The 21256-nt window shown below is 42.5% G+C and carries 28 protein-coding genes; 16 read left to right on the top strand and 12 right to left on the bottom strand.

Annotated elements, in window-relative coordinates; all coding sequences use genetic code 11:
- The first annotated feature begins 30 nt into the window (after positions 1-30).
- The 3 genes from NITUZ_RS03480 to NITUZ_RS03470 all read left to right on the top strand — a co-directional run bounded on the left by NITUZ_RS03480 (position 31) and on the right by NITUZ_RS03470 (position 1739).
- On the top strand, positions 31-861 hold the full coding sequence (locus NITUZ_RS03480; RefSeq protein WP_048195344.1) for a menaquinone biosynthesis family protein: 831 nt from the start codon (positions 31-33) through the stop codon (positions 859-861).
- A 259-nt stretch (positions 862-1120) separates the two neighbouring features.
- Entirely contained in the window at positions 1121-1405 is a 285-nt protein-coding gene (locus NITUZ_RS03475; protein WP_048195337.1) for a hypothetical protein, read from the top strand.
- A 31-nt stretch (positions 1406-1436) separates the two neighbouring features.
- A complete protein-coding gene (locus NITUZ_RS03470) occupies positions 1437-1739 on the top strand; it encodes an MTH1187 family thiamine-binding protein (RefSeq protein ID WP_048195335.1) in 303 nt (100 codons plus the stop codon).
- Here the strand turns inward: NITUZ_RS03470 and NITUZ_RS03465 are convergent.
- From NITUZ_RS03465 to NITUZ_RS03455, 3 genes are all read right to left on the bottom strand, one after another.
- The gene (locus NITUZ_RS03465) at positions 1736-2833 is read right to left on the bottom strand and encodes a radical SAM protein (protein ID WP_048195333.1); all 1098 of its coding nucleotides are present in this window, start codon (positions 2831-2833) and stop codon (positions 1736-1738) included. The genes NITUZ_RS03470 and NITUZ_RS03465 overlap by 4 nt on opposite strands.
- Before the next feature lie 66 nt (positions 2834-2899).
- Positions 2900-3514, bottom strand: coding sequence for a hypothetical protein (locus NITUZ_RS03460; RefSeq protein ID WP_048195331.1), 615 nt, complete (start codon positions 3512-3514; stop codon positions 2900-2902).
- Between the two features lie 93 nt (positions 3515-3607).
- Positions 3608-4258 carry a hypothetical protein gene (locus tag NITUZ_RS03455; protein ID WP_048195330.1) on the bottom strand — a complete coding sequence of 217 codons (651 nt, stop codon included), beginning with the start codon at positions 4256-4258 and terminating at the stop codon, positions 3608-3610.
- Between the two features lie 102 nt (positions 4259-4360).
- On the opposite strand from NITUZ_RS03455, the gene NITUZ_RS10125 reads away from it, so the two are divergent.
- Complete coding sequence (locus tag NITUZ_RS10125) at positions 4361-4531, top strand: hypothetical protein (protein WP_177309448.1); 171 nt, start codon at positions 4361-4363, stop codon at positions 4529-4531.
- Position 4532: 1 nt separating this feature from the next.
- Entirely contained in the window at positions 4533-5117 is a 585-nt protein-coding gene (locus NITUZ_RS03450; protein ID WP_048195328.1) for a tetratricopeptide repeat protein, read from the top strand.
- Here NITUZ_RS03450 and NITUZ_RS03445 read toward each other — a convergent pair.
- Together NITUZ_RS03445 and NITUZ_RS03440 are read right to left on the bottom strand one after the other, a co-directional pair.
- Positions 5104-5586 (bottom strand): tetratricopeptide repeat protein, encoded by a 483-nt coding sequence (locus NITUZ_RS03445; RefSeq protein ID WP_048195326.1) that lies wholly within the window; start codon positions 5584-5586, stop codon positions 5104-5106. The two genes, NITUZ_RS03450 and NITUZ_RS03445, sit on opposite strands and share 14 nt — an antisense overlap.
- A gap of 58 nt (positions 5587-5644) precedes the next feature.
- Entirely contained in the window at positions 5645-5869 is a 225-nt protein-coding gene (locus NITUZ_RS03440) for a tetratricopeptide repeat protein (RefSeq protein ID WP_048195324.1), read from the bottom strand.
- 98 nt (positions 5870-5967) lie between these two features.
- On the opposite strand from NITUZ_RS03440, the gene NITUZ_RS03435 reads away from it, so the two are divergent.
- Positions 5968-6351 (top strand): response regulator, encoded by a 384-nt coding sequence (locus NITUZ_RS03435; RefSeq protein WP_052370056.1) that lies wholly within the window; start codon positions 5968-5970, stop codon positions 6349-6351.
- On the opposite strand, the gene NITUZ_RS03430 is transcribed toward NITUZ_RS03435, so the two are convergent.
- On the bottom strand, positions 6348-6593 hold the full coding sequence (locus NITUZ_RS03430; RefSeq protein WP_048195315.1) for a hypothetical protein: 246 nt from the start codon (positions 6591-6593) through the stop codon (positions 6348-6350). The genes NITUZ_RS03435 and NITUZ_RS03430 overlap by 4 nt on opposite strands.
- 107 nt (positions 6594-6700) lie before the next feature.
- On the opposite strand from NITUZ_RS03430, the gene NITUZ_RS03425 reads away from it, so the two are divergent.
- Positions 6701-7144: an Lrp/AsnC family transcriptional regulator gene (locus NITUZ_RS03425; RefSeq protein ID WP_048195313.1), complete on the top strand. Its 444-nt coding sequence runs from the start codon at positions 6701-6703 to the stop codon at positions 7142-7144.
- A gap of 50 nt (positions 7145-7194) precedes the next feature.
- Positions 7195-7797, top strand: coding sequence for a DnaJ domain-containing protein (locus NITUZ_RS10395; RefSeq protein ID WP_048195308.1), 603 nt, complete (start codon positions 7195-7197; stop codon positions 7795-7797).
- Here NITUZ_RS10395 and NITUZ_RS03415 read toward each other — a convergent pair.
- Together NITUZ_RS03415 and NITUZ_RS03410 are read right to left on the bottom strand one after the other, a co-directional pair.
- Positions 7786-8160 carry a hypothetical protein gene (locus tag NITUZ_RS03415; RefSeq protein ID WP_048195302.1) on the bottom strand — a complete coding sequence of 125 codons (375 nt, stop codon included), beginning with the start codon at positions 8158-8160 and terminating at the stop codon, positions 7786-7788. The two genes, NITUZ_RS10395 and NITUZ_RS03415, sit on opposite strands and share 12 nt — an antisense overlap.
- A gap of 38 nt (positions 8161-8198) precedes the next feature.
- Positions 8199-8405, bottom strand: coding sequence for a hypothetical protein (locus tag NITUZ_RS03410; protein WP_048195300.1), 207 nt, complete (start codon positions 8403-8405; stop codon positions 8199-8201).
- 186 nt (positions 8406-8591) lie between these two features.
- Between NITUZ_RS03410 and NITUZ_RS03405 the strand changes: the two genes are divergently transcribed.
- The 4 genes from NITUZ_RS03405 to NITUZ_RS10240 all read left to right on the top strand — a co-directional run bounded on the left by NITUZ_RS03405 (position 8592) and on the right by NITUZ_RS10240 (position 11996).
- Entirely contained in the window at positions 8592-9917 is a 1326-nt protein-coding gene (locus NITUZ_RS03405; RefSeq protein ID WP_048195298.1) for an HD domain-containing protein, read from the top strand.
- 66 nt (positions 9918-9983) lie between these two features.
- On the top strand, positions 9984-10409 hold the full coding sequence (locus NITUZ_RS03400) for a hypothetical protein (RefSeq protein WP_052370055.1): 426 nt from the start codon (positions 9984-9986) through the stop codon (positions 10407-10409).
- A 40-nt stretch (positions 10410-10449) separates the two neighbouring features.
- Positions 10450-11727 carry an NRAMP family divalent metal transporter gene (locus NITUZ_RS03395; RefSeq protein WP_244443800.1) on the top strand — a complete coding sequence of 426 codons (1278 nt, stop codon included), beginning with the start codon at positions 10450-10452 and terminating at the stop codon, positions 11725-11727.
- Positions 11728-11852: 125 nt separating this feature from the next.
- Positions 11853-11996 (top strand): DUF5679 domain-containing protein, encoded by a 144-nt coding sequence (locus NITUZ_RS10240; RefSeq protein WP_048195293.1) that lies wholly within the window; start codon positions 11853-11855, stop codon positions 11994-11996.
- A 21-nt stretch (positions 11997-12017) separates the two neighbouring features.
- Here the strand turns inward: NITUZ_RS10240 and NITUZ_RS03385 are convergent, their stop codons facing one another.
- Positions 12018-12269, bottom strand: coding sequence for a hypothetical protein (locus tag NITUZ_RS03385; RefSeq protein WP_048195290.1), 252 nt, complete (start codon positions 12267-12269; stop codon positions 12018-12020).
- 215 nt (positions 12270-12484) lie between these two features.
- On the opposite strand from NITUZ_RS03385, the gene NITUZ_RS03380 reads away from it, so the two are divergent.
- Positions 12485-12748 (top strand): hypothetical protein, encoded by a 264-nt coding sequence (locus tag NITUZ_RS03380; RefSeq protein ID WP_048195288.1) that lies wholly within the window; start codon positions 12485-12487, stop codon positions 12746-12748.
- Between the two features lie 92 nt (positions 12749-12840).
- Here NITUZ_RS03380 and NITUZ_RS03375 read toward each other — a convergent pair whose 3' ends face one another.
- Positions 12841-15030: an SNF2-related protein gene (locus tag NITUZ_RS03375; RefSeq protein ID WP_420887309.1), complete on the bottom strand. Its 2190-nt coding sequence runs from the start codon at positions 15028-15030 to the stop codon at positions 12841-12843.
- Between the two features lie 420 nt (positions 15031-15450).
- Between NITUZ_RS03375 and NITUZ_RS03365 the strand changes: the two genes are divergently transcribed.
- Both NITUZ_RS03365 and NITUZ_RS03360 read left to right on the top strand, forming a co-directional pair.
- Positions 15451-16332 (top strand): DMT family transporter, encoded by an 882-nt coding sequence (locus NITUZ_RS03365; RefSeq protein WP_048195286.1) that lies wholly within the window; start codon positions 15451-15453, stop codon positions 16330-16332.
- A gap of 41 nt (positions 16333-16373) precedes the next feature.
- Positions 16374-17072: a PAC2 family protein gene (locus NITUZ_RS03360; protein ID WP_048195284.1), complete on the top strand. Its 699-nt coding sequence runs from the start codon at positions 16374-16376 to the stop codon at positions 17070-17072.
- Positions 17073-17236: 164 nt separating this feature from the next.
- Here NITUZ_RS03360 and NITUZ_RS03355 read toward each other — a convergent pair whose 3' ends face one another.
- Together NITUZ_RS03355 and NITUZ_RS03350 are read right to left on the bottom strand one after the other, a co-directional pair.
- Positions 17237-17896, bottom strand: coding sequence for a hypothetical protein (locus tag NITUZ_RS03355; RefSeq protein ID WP_048195281.1), 660 nt, complete (start codon positions 17894-17896; stop codon positions 17237-17239).
- A gap of 58 nt (positions 17897-17954) precedes the next feature.
- A complete protein-coding gene (locus NITUZ_RS03350; RefSeq protein ID WP_155991302.1) occupies positions 17955-20078 on the bottom strand; it encodes a PKD domain-containing protein in 2124 nt (707 codons plus the stop codon).
- Between the two features lie 265 nt (positions 20079-20343).
- On the opposite strand from NITUZ_RS03350, the gene NITUZ_RS03345 reads away from it, so the two are divergent.
- Positions 20344-21249 (top strand): carboxypeptidase-like regulatory domain-containing protein, encoded by a 906-nt coding sequence (locus NITUZ_RS03345; protein WP_155991299.1) that lies wholly within the window; start codon positions 20344-20346, stop codon positions 21247-21249.
- Positions 21250-21256: the final 7 nt, after the last annotated feature.

Genomic DNA, 21256 nt, shown 5'->3' with positions numbered 1-21256 from the left:
TTAATATTCTTCTTCAAAAGAAAAACCATATTGAAGATTACAGTAGGCCATACCCCAGACTCTGACGATGCGTTCATGTTTTACGGGATGCTAACTGGAAAAATCCCATCAGATGACTTTACAGTACACCATGTGATTGAGGATATTGAGGAGCTGAACAGGAGGGCACTCAAAGAAGAGCTTGATGTTACCGCAGTATCAGTTCATGCATGCGCATACCTTCCAAACTACACCATCTTGAGGGCAGGCGGCAGCTTTGGAATAGGATATGGTCCAATAGTCATAGCAAAAACGCATCTAGATATCGAATCTGTCAGAAAATCAAAAATAGCAATACCGGGCAAGATGACGTCTGCCTTTTTGCTGCTCCAGCTGATGATAGGCAAATTTGATTATATAGAAATGAAGTTTAGCGATATTCCCGCTGCCGTAAGGGATGGAAAGGCAGACGTTGGACTCGTAATACACGAAACCCAACTATCATACGAGCAAGAAAAACTAGAGAAAATACTTGATGTTGGAAAATGGTGGCACGATACTACAGGTGGCCTTCCAGTGCCGCTTGGCACCAACGTAATGAGCAACAGATTTGATTCCAAGACAATGCTAAAGTTTGACAAGTACCTGCACGACTCGATAAAGTATGGCCTTGATCATATCGATGAGGCCATGGAGTATTCCATGCAGTACAGCAGGGGCAAGCCTGCCGAGCTTATCAAAAAATTTGTCAAAATGTACGTAAACGATGTCACGGTAGAGATGGGCAGATCTGGTGAAGAGTCAATAAGGAAACTGTTCAGCATGGCATCTGAAAGCGGAATCATCAAGCCATTTGAATTGAAGATAAACCCGATGAGATAGGACGGAGCTAAACACAGTTCGCACACGAACAGGTCAAGGCTGCCTGCAATGTCAACCACCACTGACATTACAAGTGTGTTAGCTCCATAACGGAATAGGGCTCACAGAAGATAAAGCTGATCAGGACAATCCCACAAAAATGTACAGTTTGAAATCCTAAACTAAACAGCTGTTTTAGAACAATGCTGCAAAATCTCTCATTCTGAACAGCTGTTCAACCAAGAGATTTGTATAATAATTACAAAGACCAACCATAACCATGGTGCTAATCGACAAAAAGATCCTAGCAGGCGGCATTGCCCTGCTCTCAGTTGGCCTTGCACTTTTGATTTATTTTAGCTCAACTATGCCAATAGGCAATGCGGGTATGAGTGAGGAGGAAGCGCTCAAGCTTATGATTGCCGAAAGGGAGAATCGCGACTATTCCACACTGGCATCAATAATGACAGGGATCGGGTTTTTGCTTGTTCTTATCAGCTTCGGAGCAAGAAGGAAGAAAAAAGGTGGAGCTACAAAGCCTGTAGAGGAAAAGCCCCCGGCCTAAAGATTTTAAGCAAATTTTGTAGACATGCCCCATGATACACGCTGAGATAAGCATCTACCCCATAGGCACCGACAACACAAGTCTTAGCTTTTACATTGCAAAGGCAGTTGATTCTATAAAAGAATTCAAATTGGTAAAACACCAGTTAACCCCGATGGGAACCATTCTAGAATCTAACAGGCCGGAGAGCATCTTTGAGGCGGCAAGAGCCATGATGGAGACAGTACACATGCTTGGAGTCAAGCGTGTTGAAGTTGTTCTGAAAATAGACTCACGGCAAGACAAAAACCAGACCATGCAGGAGAAGGTTGACTCTGTCAGAAGACAGCTCTAAAAAGATCTAATCTCTTTGAAGAATGTGTCGCGCTGGACAGGCTTGCGACCGATCTCTTTTACCATTGTTGCAAGCTCCAGAACGGACGAGTTTGTAGGCTTGCCGGCAGCCTTGTATATTTCCTCTGAGAATGCAGTGCCTACAAGGTCGCTACCGCCGTTTGAGAGTGCTACCTGCGCAAGTTTCTTGCCGAATGCGACCCAGTATACAGAAATGTTGTTAAGTACGCCTGCAAGCATCAGTCGCGAGGTCGCAATTATCTTCAGATCGTAAATCGATGAGCATTCGTGCTCTACTTTGTGTTGCTGCTCTAGCTCTGTATTATCAAGACTGAACTTGAGCGGAATGAACGTGATAAATCCACCCGTCTTTTTTTGCAACTCTCTTATCTTTACCAGATGATCAATTACGTGCTCTGGTTTTTCTATGTGCCCATATAGCATAGTCACATTGCTTTTGATTCCAAGCTTGTGTGCCTGCTCTATCGTATCAAGCCATTCTTGGCCAGTGCATTTGCCACGCACTATCTGGGCCCTTACCTCAGGATGGAACAGTTCAGCTCCGCCCCCTGGCATCGAATCAAGTCCGGCATCCTTGAGCCTACTTAGAATCTCTTTTACAGAGTTTTTCGTAAGCTTGGAAAGATAGAATATCTCGGCGGCCGTGAATGCCTTTATCGACATTTCCGGATGGTTCTTTTTGATAATCCTCATCATGTTCTCATAATAGTCAAGTTGAAGTTTGGGGTGGAATCCTCCCACAATGTGTACTTCTGTTGCGCCCATCTGCTTTGCTATTGCCACCCTTTTTTCAATCTGCTCCGGCGTCAGCGTGTATGCGTCAGACTCGTCGCCTTTTCTATAAAATGCACACATCTGACAGCTTGCTGCACATACGTTGGTGTAATTCATGTAATAGGATGCTGCGAATGTTACCTTTTCGCCCACAAGTTTTTTCCTTACAAAATCGGCTGAAGCACCAACCAGAAACAAGTTCTCATCTTTCATTAGCTCAAGGCCGTCATTGTAAGAGAGTTCCTCTCCAGCTAGCGCTCTTTCCACTGCCTTGGACTCTTTTATCAGATCACGTAACAATACATGTTGCGCGGAATTTGTAAATATAAAAGAAACTAAACCGCATCGGCATCTCTTGTGATTTGCCTATTTGCGGTTGTAGTGGATTTCACCGTATTTTTGCTTTTTGAGCTCTTCTGCCTTCTTTTGCTGCTCTAGTGCAAGCTTTTCTTTTGCTGCCTGATCAGATGCGCCCAGTTTTTTGAGCGTGTTCATGCGATTCTGATTCTCCTCTTTGAGGTATTTCAGATCCTTCTCAGGAGTTGTCGGGAGCGTCTTTTTGTACTCTTGGATTCGCTTTTCGTGATCAGCCCTGTCCTTCTCAAGCGCCACTTGTACCTTGCTTGGGCCGACTGCTGCCTTTTTGGCTGCAATTTCTTCAGCTGCCTTTGCCTTCAGTGCTGCAAGATATTCTGCTGCTCTTGGGATTGACTGTTGTTTGGTTTCCGAGCCAGACATCTTCTCTAGCTCTTTTGCGGCTTCCATTTTCTTGGCTTGCATCTTTTCCCGGATTTCAGCAGCCTTTTGCTTTTGTGCTTCAAGTCTGTCTGCTCTTTCCTGGTCAAGCTTTGCCCTCAGTTGCTCATGCTTCAGCTTTGCCTCTTTGTGGGTGTCAACTGTTTGTGCATAAGATAGTCCAACTGGGCCAACTACTGCGGCCGTCAAAAGAAGTATCGAAGTTAGGATACCTAATTTTTGCATGTCTGTTAACCGATTATCTGCATATAAAAATAATGCGACTAAACTCTACAATTGCAATATTAAAACCAAGATACACTAACTAAAAACCCAAGATTACTTTGTGGGCGGGATTGATTGCTTGGCCTTTTGCTCTTCAAATTTTTGCTCTTCTTTTTTGGCCTTTTCTTCTAGCATCTTACGCATTTCTTTGATTTCTTGCTCTGCCTTTTTGCGCTTTTCCTCAAGCTGCTTTTGGTACTGTTTTTGCTCCTCAAGTGCTTTTTCTTTTGCCAGTTTTGCCTTTTCCTGGAGTTCCTTTGCCTTTCTTTCAATTTCTTCTTTTGTATTGGTCTGTTTTTTTGTCTCTAGATTCTGTTTTCTTTGTTCATTTTGCTCTTCTGACTGCTGCCTGAACTTTTCTTTTATCTCGTTGATAATCTGAAGTTGCTGTGTCCTCTTTTCAAGAATCTGCTGCCTTTTTGCCTCCTGTTCCTCCTTGAGCTGTTTTTGTTTTGCTTCAAGCTCCTGCTGCTGCTTTGCGCGCTTTTCCATAGCCTCTTTCTTTTTTGCCTCTATCTCGTTTGCCATGGCCTTGCGCTTTTCCTCTACCTGTTTTGCCTTTTGGGCCTGCTGTGCCTCGTATTCCCTGATTTTTTCTGTCACGGTCTGTTTTTTTGTATCAGTCTGGGCAAACGAGTCTCCCATCGGAGCCAGCACTGCAGAAGCCACTAGTGCTGCTGCAAGAAAAAGTGCCAGCTTGTTCATATTTTGAATCTGTCCAAATCCAGTTAATAACGTATCTTATAGTGTATTTAAAAATAAAAAACAGCCATCAAAAGTTAAGTTAGGCAATCGGCAAATACAAGCATGGTAATGCCTCTTGTCGATGAGCACAAACCAAAATGCTATTTGTGCAACAACTCCTTTGACAGTATAGAAAAGCTAAGGGAACACCAAAAAGCAGAACACCGTGAATTCTTTGAGCACCATGAAAACCTAAAACGAGAGCCAGCCCCGGGCGATGTAACCGTGTTTTGATATGCCAGACTTATTTGAGAGCGCAAACAAGCTGTTCGTTGAGAAAAAGTTCCATGATGCGATTACCCTGTACGACCGCATTCTATTGGAAGACCCAGACAACATTGAGGCACTCAACAACAAGGGCTACGCCCTAAGCAAGACAAAGAATTATTCTGAGGCTCTTGCCTGCTATGAGAAGGCACTACTCATCAAAGCAGATGACAAGACAGTTTTGATAAACAAAATATCTGCTCTGCGCAAGACCAAAAGATATGATGAAGCTTTAAGATACTGCGAGTACATACTCAAATTATTCCCACACGATAACATCACACTATACCATAAAGAACGCATTTTGTACTCGCTTGGCAGATATTCCGAATCAATAGATTGTTGCAATAAAATTCTAAAATCCTACCCGAGGAACGAGGAGGTTCTACTGGACAAAGCATCATGTCTTGCAAGGATCAACGCGGATGATGCCATGTCTGTCCTTGAAGAATGCATATCAACAAACCCGAAGCTGCGGTACAAAATAAGAAATTCTAGCGCGTTTGCAGAAATTTCATCAGATGAACGATTTTTGAAAATCATTTCTGAGTAAAGTTTTCTTTCAGAATTTTCTGTGCAATATCTTTGCTGATTAACGCAATGTCATAGTCTTTATCTATGCTCAGTGCCTTTTTGAAGTTCTTTAGCGCATCTTTTATCTTTCCTTTCTCGCCTAGCGAGAGTCCTTTGTATGCAAGTGCCATGGCGCATTTTTTATCAATTCTTAGCGCCCTATCATAGCATTTTATTGCCTCATCGAACATTCCAAGACTGTGTAGTACTGAGCCGGTATTTACAAGCGCGGTGATGTTCTTTGTGTCAACTGCAAGCGCCTTCTGAAAGCATCGCAATGCCTGTCTTAGCCTTCCGAGATTTTGTAGTGCCACCCCCTTGTCTATCAGTGCATCAGTGTTCGTTGGGTTTTTTTTCAATATCTTCGAGTATATCTTCAGTGCTCCGACAAAGTCTCCGTCTTCACACATGTCTGCTGCCTGACTAAGCATTCTTTCAGCGTCTGCCAATTCCTTGTTTACAAGTTAGTTTGATTATAAGCATAGTTATGATTTTGCAATTGGACTTTCATGATGCGAACCTGTCAGCAGGGTCAATTTCCAGAGCCTTGTTAAAGCATTCTAGTGCCTCATCATACCTGCCAAGACTTCGCAGTGCAGCCCCTTTTTTGTTCCAAATATCGGCATTTTTCTGATCAAGTAGGAGCGCCTGCTCAAAATATGATAGTGCTTCCTCTAACAATCCTGCTTGGAGCAATTCGGTGCCCTTTCTGAGCAGTTCCTGTGCATTCATACATTATACCTGCATTCATTGTTTTTATCCTATGAGGATGTCTGTTCGTATAGAACAGACTAGTGTTAATGCGACGGAGGAGTATAGCTTTATCGGCCTTGAGAATACTAATTGCGGAAGACAATCAGTTTACTGCGTCCCAGTACGAGCGCATCTTGCGCAAGTATGGCCACGAAGTCATCGTTACGCGTGACGGCCAGGAATGTCTCAAAAAATACAAAGAAAGTCTAGGCAGAACCGAATTTGACTCCATAGACAAATCCCCATTTGATGTAGTCGTGTTGGATCAGTCGATGCCAAAAAAGAACGGCTCAGAGGTTGCCACCGAGATTCTAAGCGTAAGACCGGCCCAGAAGATTGTATTTGCCTCAGCCTATGCCCTATCAGCTAACAAGGTCTCAGAATCTCTGGAGGAAAGGGTAGAATATCTGCAAAAACCATTCTCACTTAATGCGCTTGTGAGTAAGATTGAGGCAGCCTAGGCCTCTGCCCTCTGAAACCTCTGACACTTGCAGTCACCTACAAGGCACGACTGGTAATTTCTCAGGTGGTCATACAGTAAGTGCGAACAATCAGAGTTCTGGCACGTCCTCAATCTCATCTCCTTTCGTACCACGCTCTGAGCTATCATGTTTGCTTTTTCCTTTGTGTAGTGATGTTTTGTAAGATAATACCGAACTATTTTCCTATAAAGCCGGCCAAAGTCAAATCCCTTTTCTATCATAAAACTAGTATGCTCGTGGATGAATTTATTGTACGTTCAACGCACGATAAAAATTCATTTGAAAATCCATGACAACTTTTAATATTTGTAAAGACGTAACAATATAGATGAATCTTGATAAGACAGATGTAAAGATCCTAAAGAACTTGCTCGTGGATGCTCGTCTTTCATCCAGACAGCTTGCGCTAAAGCTTGGCATGTCCACTGTGACAATACTGACGAGAATAAAAAAACTAGAACAGGAAAAAATAGTCAAAGGATACACTGCGATAATAGACCATGAAAAACTAGGCTATGACCTTACTGCCATAATCGAAATTTACACTAAAAAAGGCAAAATGGTAGAAATTGAAAATGAGATTGCAAGCCTTGAGAACGTTTGTGCAGTATATGACGTTACTGGTGAATCAGACACCGTACTGGTCGCAAAATTCAAGAATCGTGAAGAGTTAAGCAAATTTGTCAAGATGCTATCATCAAAGCCGAATGTAGACAAGACTGTGACAAACATTGTTCTTAACACTGTAAAGGAAGACTTTAGGCTCGTCTAGGCAGCAATATGCGAAAATTAAATAATATTTTCTGACAAACTCTAACTAAAATGCGCCTCATTTTTGCAGCACTTGCATTGGCATTGCTTTCAACCATAGTATTACAGAGCCAGAGCGCATATTCACAACAGGGTGGCCTTGTGGTAGAAAGACCCACGCGCGGCTCCGAGGAGATATCAGAATACTATAACGTAAACGATGTAAGACTTGCTATGGCAATAGTGGGAGCTGCTGTAGTAGGTGTATTCCTGTATTTGGCAAGAGAGATAATTTTACGACGCAAGACTGAATACGAGAAAAAAAACTATGCATCAAAACAAAATCGCGATTATGAAAAGTATCACTCAGATTGGAATGCAGATGATGAGGACTTTATTGGCCCAAGAAAAAGAAAAAGTGCGGATGAATTTAGGAAAATGTTTGATGAGGCAACACTGCCCAACTATTACAACGTACTTGGAGTCTCAGTTGATGCAACACTTGAGGAGATTAAAAGAAAATACAGGCAGCTTGTAAAAGAATACCATCCAGACAGAACAAAAGACGCCAAGAGTGCGGAAAAGTTTGCTGAGATCACAAGCGCGTACGAAGTTCTCTCCGATGAGGAGCAACGAAAGATGTATGATTCTTATTTTAAGACATCAGTTGGGTAGTTCAGTGCCGACCACGACCAGGTTTAGCTCAAGTTCGTCATTTTTTTGTACATAGTTTGTCAGATGCGCAAATATTTTTAGAACAGATCCATCTATTCTTATTTCTATTTTCTCAAAATCCGAGTTCGGGCCTAACATCGCACTTGAGAGCATACATATAAGAGATTGGTCTTTTGTATGTGCCTTTATTTTGAATGCCATCTTGTCTGCAAAGTACACCCCTCCACGTGTTGTCGGTTTTGTTACCGGGACATCAGAGTATGTCATGCTCGCAGTTGCTCCATACTGTCTGCCGTGCAGCAACAGATTGCATGCAAGAAGCCTTTCTGTCAGCTTCAATAGCTCGTCAGGATGTAGCTGCATGAATTTGCATTAAAAAAATATTTTATTGAGTGTTTTGCCTATAGCTGAACAACTCCGGACTGCAAGGCTTTTAGTTTGAGCATCAGGTCGATCTTGGCTTCCTTGCATGCAAGCCTTGCCTCAGACTGTGAGAGCCCGTATTCTACCTGTAGTTTTTTATGAATCAACGCCTTGTCAGACCAACCTTCGTCCAATAGCTTCAAAACGGCCATCTTTATCTTTGACTTGTTTTGTTTTGCGCTCATATACTATGATCAATATGGTTTGAACTAGAATGCTTGTGTGTACGCAAAAAGTGAGTGATTGTTTGTATGAATTAAAAACACATGCGGATTGTCCATTGTAAAAATCGCAAAAAACTACATAAATTACATAAAAATTACGCAGCCCACAGCTACAGATTTAAAACTGAGCTGCTCATCGATAGACTAATGCAATTATTTGCCAATACGCAGTCGCTGCGAGATGAGATCATCAATTTGGCAGCATCATGCGGGTTGGACAAGCCTTGCTATGTCAGAATGCTAGATTATACCATATCACTGTTCGAATCACAGGGTCTTGGAAAAGACTACTATGGATACCACAACATATCGCACGAGCTTGAAGTCACCTATGTCTCTCTCATAGTCCTAAAATGGAAGAGCATACTAAATAACATAAGAAAAGAAGACTTCAAGTACCTCTATGCCGCAGCCTTGTTCCATGATTTTGATCCACAAAAAAGTGTGGACAAGCCGCACGAGGACAATGTAATAAAATTCCTAACTTGCGATAACAACGTAAAGCAGCTTTGTCGTGATGCAGACCTTGATATCGACATAGTAAAAGCGCTCATACTGAGAACAACATATCCATGGAAAGGAGTATTGAAAGAAAATGCAGAAAGACAGATTCACGAATTCTTTTCTGCCTCACCAATAACAAAGAACGATAAGAAAATGCAGGAATACTATATGCAGCTTGGCTGGCTTCTTTCGGTGGTCGACAGGGTGAGCGGATACGCGCTTGGTGATTTTGTAAAGGCCATGGACATGGCAAAAAAGAATGCGCATGCACTTGCATGGCATCCATCCTTCATAGTGAAAAGATCTGTTGCGTATTTTGAAGACCTGCTAAACGATGAATCCGTCATGTGCGAGACAGTATTGCGAGCCCTGCCAAAGCACATGAGGAAAAACTTTATGGATGTAGTCACGGGATTTTTGAATTTAAGACAGCAGGAAATAAAAATTCAATCAGAGTACATTTATGAAAATCTCAGACTTGTTCCGAGAATTGAATCAATGAAGATAAGAGATGACCCACAATTTCTTGAGATGCTGCTTGAAATTTACAACGAGCTTCCAATACCTTTACAGTTTGACAGAATGCACTTTGAGAAGACGATGAAAGATCAGAAAACAATTCTTAACACGTTAAGGCTTGGAAGTGTAGACGGCCCTATAATCGGATTTGCCAAAGGCGGGCCGCTTGAGAATTATACTCTAAGACCAGAAATCACGGATGAAAACTATGGCAAATTCAACACGGTATTCCTCGAGCCGATTGCACTCAAGATGGGATACTGGGGTCTACACGGAGGAAGTGAGATGAGACACTTGTTTACAATGCAGGCTCATTCCATGAACTACAAGTACCTGACAAGCTTTGCTCTGCGAGACGTCATTCAAAAAAGAATAGAAAAGCATGAAAAGGCCGAGTTTGTTGCAAAGTTCGATCCTGAAAGATGGGACTATTACAGAGTAGAGCTCTAATTTTGTCACTTGCTCAACGATTTTAATATCCAAACTCTTTAGTAGTGCAGATTTTTTTATTCAAGCGTGTTAAAATATGCCATATTTTTTCTTGCCATGGTCATGCTTTTTGTCCCGTTTGGAAGCGCTTTTGCCCTCGACGGAGTTCAGAGGGCCGAGCTAAAAAACGCACGCCTTGTAAACACGTTTGGCGAGCCGCTCTCACAGAACATAAACACCAACCAGCAAATACAAGTCTCTGCAGATATTACCAACAAGCAGAACACTCCGCAAATATTCGTCTATATCGTGGTAATTCAGGACTCGAACAGCATAACTCAAAAGCTGACATGGATATCAGGCTCGCTTAATCCCCAGCAAACATTCTCGCCGGCAATTTCCTGGCTCCCAAACACGCCTGGCACGTATACTGCCCACATATACGTCTGGGACAGCATACCGAATGCAAGCGCACTGACAAGGTCGCTTGAGCTAAAATTCATTGTAAGCTAAATACCTACGATTAAAATGCCAACACTTGGTAACTATGGCGTTGAGCGGAAGGCAACGAGACTTTCTTAGGACTTTTGGTCCGGGTATGCTTTTTGCGAGCACCGCGATCGGTGTATCCCATCTGATCCAATCTACAAGAGCAGGTGCCGAATACGGTTTTTTGATGATTGGCGTAGTTTGCATAGCAAATCTACTCAAGTATCCTTTCTTTGAGTTCAGCTCGCGCTATTCCAATGTCACTGGAACAAGTATCATAGACGGATATGGTAGGCTTGGTAGGCATTTTTTGATCATGTATCTTGTGGTCACTCTTGCGTCCATGTTCATCATCACAGGGGCAGTAGGTTTTGTCACGGCGGGATTTTTTGAGAATCTTTTTGGTGTGCAGTTTCTTGGAATTTGGTCAATTGTTATACTCTTTGGTGTATGCTTTGTCATATTATGCACTGGAAAATACAATACACTTGATGGTGTAATCAAAACAATTAGTGCAGTCATGATAGTATCCACTACGGCTGCGTTTCTAATAGCTCTGACCAACGGACCTGTCCATCAAACAGAGCAGCACATTATGCCGGAGATATTCACGCATGCAGGAATTCTGTTTCTTGTGGCACTGATTGGCTGGATGCCTATGCCAGTAGATATTTCAAGCTGGCACGGCCTGTGGACACTTGAGAGGATAAAACAGACAAAGTTCCGGCCCAGCCTAAAGTCGACGCTGCTTGACTTTAACATAGGATACCTTGTCACGTCCGTTCTTGCAGTATTTTTTGTGGTGCTCGGAACCTACTTGTTTTTTGGTTCCAGCGAGGCACTGCCAAATAACAACGCCCAGTTTGCCGAAAAGGTAGTCACCATGTACACCCAGACAATAGGCAGCTGGAACTATCTAATAATTGCAGCAGCTGCTTTTAGCGTCATGTTTGGGACCATAGTCGCAGTCTTTGACGGATACTCTAGGGCCGTGCAGAGGACAGTACTGCTTTTAAAAAACAATTCCAAAGACGTGCAAAATGCCTCAGAATATAGAAAAATCTACTTTATAGTTCTAGTGTCACTTGCAATTGGCTCATCAATACTTGTTATTCCGTTTGGCCGTAACCTAAAAGAGCTTGTAGATTTTGCCACGGCAGTATCATTTGTCATAGCTCCAATTATTGCAGTCTTTAACTACAAGCTGGTATCAAGAAAATATCTCAACGACGGCGTGCCGCCAGTGTGGCTCAGAGCGCTTGCAGTTGCAGGAATAATATTTCTCACAGGATTTGCAGCATTCTTTTTACTCATACACTTCCTTCCAGGATTTGTGATCTGAGGGAAAGGTCAGTTTATCTGGAAATCATGGTCAAAAATCAATGACACGACAGGCGTGCCAATCTACCTTGGTGTTAAATAATTTTCACAGCCTTTCGCTAATATCAGATCTGACTAGTAGAAGGCATCATGATAGGCTATTGCGTAAAATGCAGAGCAAAACGCGAAATGTCAGGCATCAAGCCAGTCACACTAAAGAACGGCAAGCCTGCAACGAAGGGAACATGCCCGGCATGTTCTACAGCTATATTTAGAATCGGAAAGGCATAAGGGCCTTTTCTTCCTTTTTTACTAATAGTCCCACTCAGGAGTATTACCGTTCCACAAGGACCTTAGTGGTCTTGGATCCTTGTTAATCTCCTCTTTTATGCGATTCTCAAGGGCAAAGAACATGTTCTCAAGTGCGTCAACCCCTCCATCTAGAAAGAGCTCTTTTCCTATTTCGATTATTCTCTCCTTTTTGGCCTGAACCTCGGGGGTATTGGGATTCTGCAGGCAGAATGTCGCAAGATCAATCATTTCTTCTTCTAGCATGAAATCCATTGCAAATTCTCCTCAGATGCCAGATATAGCCATTTTGCTAAGAACCGATTTTAATTGCACAATATTTAGTTGCAGTACAGTACTGTTTTTTAATCGTCTTGTGATTTCTTTAGGCGATTAGATTGTTTTCATAATTTGTCCAGAGTACGAACGTATGCAACAGATCTGAAAGGTAATACTAAAGCCTTTTATGAAGTTATGAGTGGTTAGCAGATATGAGACTTTTTGCTTTGACGGCAGCTATAATTCTTGTACTGTCAATTGGAATTATTCCACCACATAGCGTCGAGGCAGCAAAGGATGAAATTCTGTCAAAAGACAGGCAGGAAAAAGCAAAAGATGAGATGAAGGAAAAGAAGATCAAGTCCAAGATTGATGGCGCGCCAAAAAACATTGAAAAAATTTGTTCAAAAAAGATAGATTCGAAAAGTTCTACATACAGCCAAACACTGAAAAAAATTCAGAAGCTTTTTTGCTAGATTGTGATCAATTATTTCAGCTCAAACACATATTACATACTTGCCAAATGTAAGGAAATTTTGTATGAAAAATTAAATTTCTAAAACGCTAACTAGACAGATCTCAGTACGGATTTTATCCTGTCCTGGATTTGTGCCAGTATGAGCTCTGCCTTTTCTTTGTTTTCAAATGATTCTACCTTGTTGTCCATTATTGCATCAATCTCGTAGCTTTTATCTACCAATATCTTTGCCACATGCTCATCTAGCGTACCATTGCCAATCAGATAATATGCAAAGACGGTATTTTTTTGCCCGAGCCTATGCAATCTGTCTTCTGCTTGCAGATGTATTGCCGGACTCCAATCAAGCTCTGCAAATATCACATATTTTGCTCTGGTGAGATTAATTCCTACATTGCCAGCTCTCAGTCCTGCAATCATCAGTTTTGTCTCTCCATTCTGGAAAGAGTCTATTTGCTGCTGCCTTTCCTTGTCAGTTTGTCCTCCTATTATTGACGCGGGCTTGAACTCGCCAAGACTCTGATGTAAAAGTGTGTGTATTGCTTTGTGGTGGCAAAATACTACAACGCTTTCCTCAATTTCCATTATGTTCTTAACAAAGTTGATCACATGCGGCAGCTTGGCAATTCCTGCTGCCTGCCTTTCACTCTGAATTGCACGTTGGTATGCAGTCGAGGCGTCAAATGCAGTCTGCGCCTCCTTTCTTTCGTCTTCGAGTTTTTTCCAGATTTTTGCAAGCTCGCTGTTATAGTATGTAATGTCTGCATCGATTATTTCCTTGTAACGTATCTTTTCTTTTAGCTCAGCCAGCACATCTGTTTTTTTCCTTCTTAACATCACGTGTTTTTGAAGCATGTTTCGCAATGACTCGCGCTTGTTTTCAAGCACTATTGCCTTGCCTTTCTCGTTGATGTAGCAAAAATACTCACAGAACTCTTTGAAGCTGCCTAGTAGGCCAGGCCGCAGTATATCTACAATCGGCCATATCTCAGAGCCTCGGTTATAAATTGGTGTACCAGAGAGACCGATTCTGTATTTTACGGATTCGAGTGCAGAGAGCTTTTTTATTGCCTGGTATTTCTGTGTAGTTTTTGAGCGAAGGTTCTGTACCTCATCGCACACTATTGTGCGCAGATTCAGCTTTGCAAGATCTTTGTATCTTTTGAAAAGCAGTTCATAATTTATTATGTAAAAATCATATCTTCCAAGATCTTCTGATTTCCCAACGCGTATTATAGTAGAAGTCGGCACCTCATCATCAATTATTCTGCCATTTCTGCTCTTTCTTTTCATGAATTTCTCAATTTCCCTCTGCCAATTCTGTAACGTTACCAGAGGGGCAACAATTAGTGCAGGGAACGTGTTTTGTTCTGTTGCAATGTATGATAGTGTTTGTACTGTATTATGGGCAATCATGCCATTAACGATATAGTTATGCGTTTTCGGCACTGAAAGATCATACACAAATCCAGAATAGTATTTTGTTTTGATTTCTTTAATTGGGCACCAATGAATTGATTCCAATTTTAGATTTTGCAATTCAGGGGCAAGTTGATCAGATGACGTATTTTGCGACGCAGTGCGAGTTGTCTTTTTACTCATTCCTTGTGTGTGTTTATATGGTACGAGTAGATTCAATGTACGAATGTACGTCCCAGCATATGCAGTTTGAGTAATCTGAGTTGGTATGGATGGTTTTTTCTGTGCAACAGGTAGTGTTCTTGACGGAACTGCGATTTTGTCATCGAGTGTTAGGCTAGCGGCATGCTTCCAACCATACTTGGTAAGAAATCTGTGTTTTTTTGTACATTCTACACTAGAGCCATCCCATAAAATCAACTCTACTATCTGTTCATTTATTCTCTGTCGAAATACTCGGTCTACTTTCTTTCCTATTATTTTTTTACCATCAAATGTTTGAACTATTATTGGAGATTCTAGCTCTCCCCATGCCTCATCTTCATTTTGTTCGATTATTGAAGATCTTGTCCAAAGATCCAGAATTCGTATTGGCCCAGTAGCTGTCTCAACTAGTGATGTACCGGTCACGCATTTTCCAAGTCCCATCTCGTCGGCAAGCAGTGCATTGCCAGAAGATTTTATCAGAAAGTCAAGGCCCTCCCTCTGAAAGTTGAGCAGGTTTCCACGGAACTGTTTTCCCGGATTTGCAAGGTTGAGCTTTTCGATTCGCTTTGGTTTTTGTTTTACCTGTTTTGCAGAAGGCGGCAGCTTTCGTTGCCATATGTTCTTGGAGAGTATCTCAAGAGGGTATCTGTCCATTATCCATTTGATCTGCTGAATGTTTTTTGGATCGTCTGGGACGATCGCCTCATGTTCTCCGTCGCCATACCATGCCTGAGGAATGATCCGCGATACCATGGCAACGGCCCGCTCGCCGGTCACTTTCCAGCTCCACGTGCCAGAAAACTTGTCCATTACATATTCCAGAGTACCAAAACTGGTCATGGTATTGATTATCTCCGTTGGGTAGTTTTTTCGATTTATGAATCTTAGTTTGTAAACATTTGATCGTCGCACTTAGCTATGAATAATTATAGAAAAACGCTATAAACACGATAAATATTGAATAAACCCTTATCTTGTAAGCTATTTTTTCAACTAAACAGCCAAGTTTACAGAATTTTAGATGATAGCAGTGTATTTGCTTTGAATTTTATTTTGCGTAGACGGATTTGGTGCATGTTACGAACGCCTCTTAGCAGCAGAAATACCGGGTACGTCTTTGCATTCATCTCAGCTGCACTATTTGGCTCGATCTCCACTCTTGCCAAGCCGTCAGTAGAGTCGACTGACCCGCTGCTCCTTGCAGCCATTGTTTCTGCAATCGCATCTATCGCATTTACACCGCTCACAATAAGACGCAAATCTCCAATAAGTAAAAGGGATATGAGACTGATAATCCCAATAGCAATACTGGGAGCAATTATTGCCCCAAGTCTGTACTTTGTGGGCCTGAAGACTGCGGCCGCATCAGATGCTGCAATACTTTCAAACTCTGAGATAGTGTTTACAGTGCTTATTGCCATAATCGCATTCAAAGAAAGACTCAGGCCACTTGGCTACGCATCGATGGCAATAGTAATGATAGGAGTTGTTCTCATCACCACCAAGTTTGACATAACAAACCTTGCAATTGATGCAACTAATCCTGGCACCATACTAATAGTATTCACCATGCTTTGCTGGGCAATTGATAACAATCTCAGCAGGATTGCGACAAGAACCATAGACGTGAGCCGCCTTGTACATCTAAAATCTACTATAGGGGCAGCCGTAATAGCAGGGATCGTACTTGCCCTTGGCATACCGCTTGAGGTGCCACATGAAAGACTCTTTCACATTATACTATTAGGCGTTGTCGGCTTTGCAGCACCAATGCTGCTATTTTATCTTGCGTTAAAAAGCATCGGCACAGTTAGGACCATCTTGGTGTTTTCTACATCATCAATATTTGGAGTAATATATGCTGCCGCCTTTCTTGGCGAGCATCTTGGCACGCATCAGATTATGGCATTGAGTCTTATGCTGGCAGGCTTATTCTTATTAAAAAGATCCGACTAGTTCTACTCAACATTTTAATCGCTTGCACGTTCAGTGAACGTATGAAGTTCACCCAGATACAAGAGCCATCACTTGAAAAGCCCCTCATGATAGCAGCTCTACAGGACATGGGAAATGTGGGCAGCATAGTCATCGATTTTGTCAACAAATCAAAAAGGACCATACCATTTAGGACCGCAGAGGCAACGCATCCATCATACGTGCTAGACAATGGCGGGTACATAGAGATTCCAAAGGAGATCTGGGAATACAGGTATGATCAGAACATCATAGTGTTTGGCGGTGGCGTAGGCCAACCAAAGACGGATGAAGATCTGCACGCATTATGCCAAGACGTAATCGATGTCGCAAAAAAACACTCTGTCAAGTTCATCTACACGCTTGGTGGATTTCACACCATGCGCCAGATAAGAGGCGACCACCAAACGTTCATCACAACTACATCAAAGGAGCTCACAGCACAGCTACAAAGGCTTGATGTGAATATGACGCCTTCAAAGTCAGTCATTACTGGATTTAACGGGCTCATACTAGGGTATGCAAAACAAAACGGTATCCATGGCATAGGCCTGTACGGCGAGCTTGATGAGCCGTCAATTCCGCAGTATAAGACGGCAAAGAGTGTAATCACAACGCTTGCAAAGCTTACATACCAGAACTTTGGCGATACCATCGAGCTTGACATCATGGCAGCTGATATTGAAAGGAAGTTAAAGTCAGGCTGGAATTACGATATCTGATCAGTTGTGCTTGTGCATGTCTGCCTGTATGTGGCAGTCACAGGAGCATAGCTCTGTCTTGTGGTCGTTCTGGCAGTCAATACACTCATAATGCTTGTGTTTTTCACAGCTTGAGCAGATCATCTACGTATAGACTTGGGTCAACGTCATATTTTAGGACTGTGCTAAATGTCAATTTCGCTCTTTTCAAGTATGGACAAAGTAAGATTGTAATACGATACTGGGTCTATTTCCTTTGCAAAGTCCTTGTCTATATTGATAAGATATATTGAATTCAGCTTTGCGTTGAGTATCTCATCATATTCTATTGGCGGATTTTTGTAGAACCTATCGCACAGTGACTTTATCTTTTTTATCTCCAACTCGTCCCTCACCTGGGGCGGATTGAGAAAGATCTGGTGTACTGGCAGGATTCCAATCACAGGGGTTGCAAGCGCAAAGTTATCACAATACTTGCTATATCTTGCAATCTTGCTCACAATCCTGGACACATAATAGTCAATTGTATCAAGTGCGTGCTCTGGTGGGGTAAATCCAGTTTCTATCTCTATTATCGAGACATGATGGTCTTTTTTGGCATAAAGGTCACATACAAGCGAGTCTGAAATCTGTTTTTCAACGTCTACTGTGTAACCTCTTGCTACAAGGTTTGCAGCGCAGATAAGCTCCAAAACAGAATGGTTTATCTTCACAAGGTTCTGCGTATACAGGTCAATTAGCCTCTGTCTTACATAATTGAGTTTTGGCATTTCGTCTTTGTCAAGTTGAGATGAGAGGCGGTTGGTTATCGTATAGACATCATCACGGAATTTTTCTAAATCCAAAATCCATTACCACTTGGTTATTGCAATAGATTAGTGTATTGTTAAAAGATGAGTGTGTCTAGATTGGCTCTCTGACACTCTTTACCTTGGCAATTGCTGTTGGGTCACCGTTGATTGGTGTAACAGTAACTGTAACCATGTCCTTGGCTGTTCTTCCAGTGCTTGGGTCAGTTACAGTAAGCTCGAATGTCAGTATCTTCTTCTGACCGTTTGCTACCTCTGGTGCCTCAAATGATGGCTTTGCAAGTGTTGTAGATGAGAGTGTTACGGTCTCACCTGTGATTTGTTTCCAGCTGTATGAGAGCTTGTGTCTGAGTGGATCTTTTCCAGAACCGGATAGAGTCACTGTGCTGTGTTCTTCCACAGTTTGATCAGGTCCTGCGTTGGCAGAGATTGCCTTTGTCTCCTCACCCTTTACTGTGATTGTGACAGTTGACGGTTCGCTGTCTGCCTGACCGTCATTTGCAATTAACTGGAATGTAAGCTGTGTTGTCACTGCAACTTTGGGTGCTGTGAATGATGTCTGCAATTCGGTGTTGGTTGACATTGTTACTGATGGTCCTGATACTTGGTTCCACAGGAATGTCAATGGGTCATCATCCTCATCGAATGCTGAGCCAGACAACACCACTATTGCTCCAAAGTCCACTTCTTGGCCGCTACCTGCATCGACAGTTGGAGGTGTGTTTACTGGTAGTACTGTGACTTTGACTGTATCCTTTGATGGATAGCCATTTTCATCTGCTACTCTGAGCTCAAAGACAAGCACTTTGACCTTGCCGTTTGCAACAACAGGTGCAGTGAATGTCGGCTGCGGCTGGTCAACTGCTGATAGCTCGACTGCCTCGCCTCCTATTTGTTTCCAAGAATAGGTCAGTACGTCGCTGTCTGGGTCAGAGCCTGAGCCAGATAGCGTTACCTCGGTTTGCTCGTCTACGACTTGGTCAACGCCTGCATCAGCTGATGCACGTACGTTATCAGACATTACGTTAACTGTGACCTTGTCAGAATCAGAGCCACCATACGGGTCAGTAACTGTTAATTCAAATTCAAGTGATGTGGATGCACCACCAGAAACCTCTGGAGCAAGAATTCTAAGTTCTGGTCGATTCTCGTTGATTAATTCAACTGTAGTACCCTTTGTCTGTTTCCAAGAGTATTTCAAAATATCACCATCTGGATCAGAGCCTGAGCCTGTCAAGTAGACAAGTCTTCTTGGAAGTGTGTTCTTATCAGGGCCTGCATCGGCAGAAGGATCATCGTTGATTGGTTTTACTCTAACTATAACAATATCAGTTGCCGAGCCGCCGCCTTCAACATAACAAGTAAGTCTGAATGCAGTTGGAATTATCGAACCGTTTGGAATCTCTGGTGCGACAAATGTTGGGTCTGCATCAGAAGTTGATGATAAGAGCACAAATGGTCCGAGTGTTTGAGACCAGCTAAGTTGTGTTTCTCTGTTCAGTTTGTCGTTGCAAGAGCCAGACAGTTGTACATTGGAGCCCTCATTGACAGTCTGGTCTGGGCCAGCGCTTGCCGTAATCAGCGTTGGTTTGCCCGCAGTCATCTTGATTACTACTGCATCTCTGGCAATTCCGCCAAAGCCATCAGCTACTGTAAGTTGGAATCTCAAAGTAGCAGTGCTTCTTGTGATAGTACTAGTATCAAATGTCGGGGTTTGTGAGTTTGGATCATCCAAGTCCACAATTGGACCGTCAATCTGTGACCAGTGGTAAATTAATGGGTCACCGTCAGGATCAAAGCCATCACCTTGAAGTGTGACCTCATCTCCCTTTTCCACTGATTGGTCTGGACCAGCATCAGCAGTTGGAGGCTGGTTTCTTGGCATAACAGTAATCTTGATAATATCAGTATCAGTTCCGCCGTACGGGTCGGTAACTCTAAGCTCAAAGGTAAGGATTTTCACTTTGCCGTTTTCAACCTCAGGGGCAACAAAGGATGGTTCCGGATCTGTTGTAGATGAGAGTTTTACTGTCTCTCCGCCAGTCTGTTTCCATTCGATTGTAAGCGAGTCCTCATCTGGGTCAATTCCTTCCCCGGTAAGCGTTACATAGTCGCCAGACTTTACAATATTCTGGGTTACAGTAGCTGCAAACGCCATAGGCATTACTGCGCTAAAAACAATTACAGATAGCAGTATTGTGTAGAATTTTAATTGCAACGTTTCTACGTTGAAAATCACACTGATTAAAAGCTTTCGTTCAATTTGGGACAATTTTTAGATCAAATTTGTTGTCTACGATCATTTGTTAGCTGATCCAGCTGATCTATGTAAGTTCGATCAATTATCAGTGATCCTTTTTTCACAAATCGATCTGATCATGATGCAAATGATCAAAAGGTGCAAAGTTACTCAAAAATAACTGATTTTTGGCTGTTTTCATTTTGATATTGGTGGTTAACAGAAAACAGTAGGAGATATGATGTTGAAAAACATCGTGCTGATTTTAGCCGTACTTGGGCTAGTCCTATTTGGCGCAACTACTGCGTACGGGGCTACCTTGTGGGACTTTGTGGTTTCTGCAAAGTTCGATAGCGAGAGAATCAGCCTGTACGAAAAACCAACCATAACAGGCAAGGTCTTAAACCATGCGATGAAACCTGTTCCAGGTGCAGATGTCCAGATCAGATTTGCAGGCGCCTCTGTTACAACCACTACCAATGCAACGGGCGTCTTTTCACACCAGTTTGCCGAACAAACAATTCCAGGCACATTCATAGTCAACATTTACGTAAAGGACGGCGAGAAGAGAGCTGTCGCCAAGACCACATTAAGGGTTGGAGAAGAGCAGGTCACCTTTAACGAGTTATACTACAAATCAGAGGATGTTGTAAATGGGCAGGACAACCCATACAGGGCCCTGCAGTTAAAGCATTATCAAAAACATCTTGAAGAGCAGCAAAAGCGCTTGCAAAAGCAGATTGAAATAGAATCAAAAAAGCTCATACTTGAAGAAAAACGCCAGATAGCACAATTAAAGCTTGAAGAGGCAATCAGGCAAAAACAGCCAGGATACGGGATTTATTCAGGGTACAAGTACGACGACTATATATCAAGCCTGAACCCGAAGGCAAAGAACACAATTACCAGTCAGCTAAACTACACAAAGAACGCATTTGAGGAAGCCCAGTACGCAATGAAACAGGTGCTAGATAACGGTGGCACATTACAGGAGGCAAGAGAAGCATACTTTGCAAAACTTGCAATAACAAAGGAACAGTTAGAGTCATTTGATAACTCGACGGCAAAGAACACCTCCGAAGTAAAAAAACAGGATCCGAAGAGCCCAAAGAAAGTAGTCGGACTCTCAGTGAAGGGCAAAAAACAGTAAACCGTTG

The organism is Candidatus Nitrosotenuis uzonensis, assembly GCF_000723185.1.
GTDB lineage: Archaea > Thermoproteota > Nitrososphaeria > Nitrososphaerales > Nitrosopumilaceae > Nitrosotenuis > Nitrosotenuis uzonensis.
The sequence above is the reverse complement of the archived record's forward strand: the minus strand, read 5'-3'. Positions and strand labels throughout refer to the sequence as shown.

Excerpts from the sequence above, each read along its gene's own strand:
- NITUZ_RS03360 (WP_048195284.1), top strand. The coding sequence starts at position 16,374 with ATGAAGTTCACCCAGATACAAGAGCCATCACTTGAAAAGCCCCTCATG.
- NITUZ_RS03365 (WP_048195286.1), top strand. The coding sequence starts at position 15,451 with ATGTTACGAACGCCTCTTAGCAGCAGAAATACCGGGTACGTCTTTGCA.
- NITUZ_RS03440 (WP_048195324.1), bottom strand. The coding sequence starts at position 5,869 with ATGAATGCACAGGAACTGCTCAGAAAGGGCACCGAATTGCTCCAAGCA.
- NITUZ_RS03460 (WP_048195331.1), bottom strand. The coding sequence starts at position 3,514 with ATGCAAAAATTAGGTATCCTAACTTCGATACTTCTTTTGACGGCCGCA.
- NITUZ_RS03375 (WP_420887309.1), bottom strand. The coding sequence starts at position 15,030 with ATGGACAGATACCCTCTTGAGATACTCTCCAAGAACATATGGCAACGA.
- NITUZ_RS10395 (WP_048195308.1), top strand. The coding sequence starts at position 7,195 with ATGCGCCTCATTTTTGCAGCACTTGCATTGGCATTGCTTTCAACCATA.
- NITUZ_RS10125 (WP_177309448.1), top strand. The coding sequence starts at position 4,361 with ATGGTAATGCCTCTTGTCGATGAGCACAAACCAAAATGCTATTTGTGC.
- NITUZ_RS03415 (WP_048195302.1), bottom strand. The coding sequence starts at position 8,160 with ATGCAGCTACATCCTGACGAGCTATTGAAGCTGACAGAAAGGCTTCTT.
- NITUZ_RS03470 (WP_048195335.1), top strand. The coding sequence starts at position 1,437 with ATGATACACGCTGAGATAAGCATCTACCCCATAGGCACCGACAACACA.
- NITUZ_RS03410 (WP_048195300.1), bottom strand. The coding sequence starts at position 8,405 with ATGAGCGCAAAACAAAACAAGTCAAAGATAAAGATGGCCGTTTTGAAG.
- NITUZ_RS03385 (WP_048195290.1), bottom strand. The coding sequence starts at position 12,269 with ATGGATTTCATGCTAGAAGAAGAAATGATTGATCTTGCGACATTCTGC.
- NITUZ_RS03455 (WP_048195330.1), bottom strand. The coding sequence starts at position 4,258 with ATGAACAAGCTGGCACTTTTTCTTGCAGCAGCACTAGTGGCTTCTGCA.
- NITUZ_RS03380 (WP_048195288.1), top strand. The coding sequence starts at position 12,485 with ATGAGACTTTTTGCTTTGACGGCAGCTATAATTCTTGTACTGTCAATT.
- NITUZ_RS03475 (WP_048195337.1), top strand. The coding sequence starts at position 1,121 with ATGGTGCTAATCGACAAAAAGATCCTAGCAGGCGGCATTGCCCTGCTC.
- NITUZ_RS03430 (WP_048195315.1), bottom strand. The coding sequence starts at position 6,593 with ATGATAGAAAAGGGATTTGACTTTGGCCGGCTTTATAGGAAAATAGTT.
- NITUZ_RS03450 (WP_048195328.1), top strand. The coding sequence starts at position 4,533 with ATGCCAGACTTATTTGAGAGCGCAAACAAGCTGTTCGTTGAGAAAAAG.
- NITUZ_RS03405 (WP_048195298.1), top strand. The coding sequence starts at position 8,592 with ATGCAATTATTTGCCAATACGCAGTCGCTGCGAGATGAGATCATCAAT.
- NITUZ_RS03425 (WP_048195313.1), top strand. The coding sequence starts at position 6,701 with ATGAATCTTGATAAGACAGATGTAAAGATCCTAAAGAACTTGCTCGTG.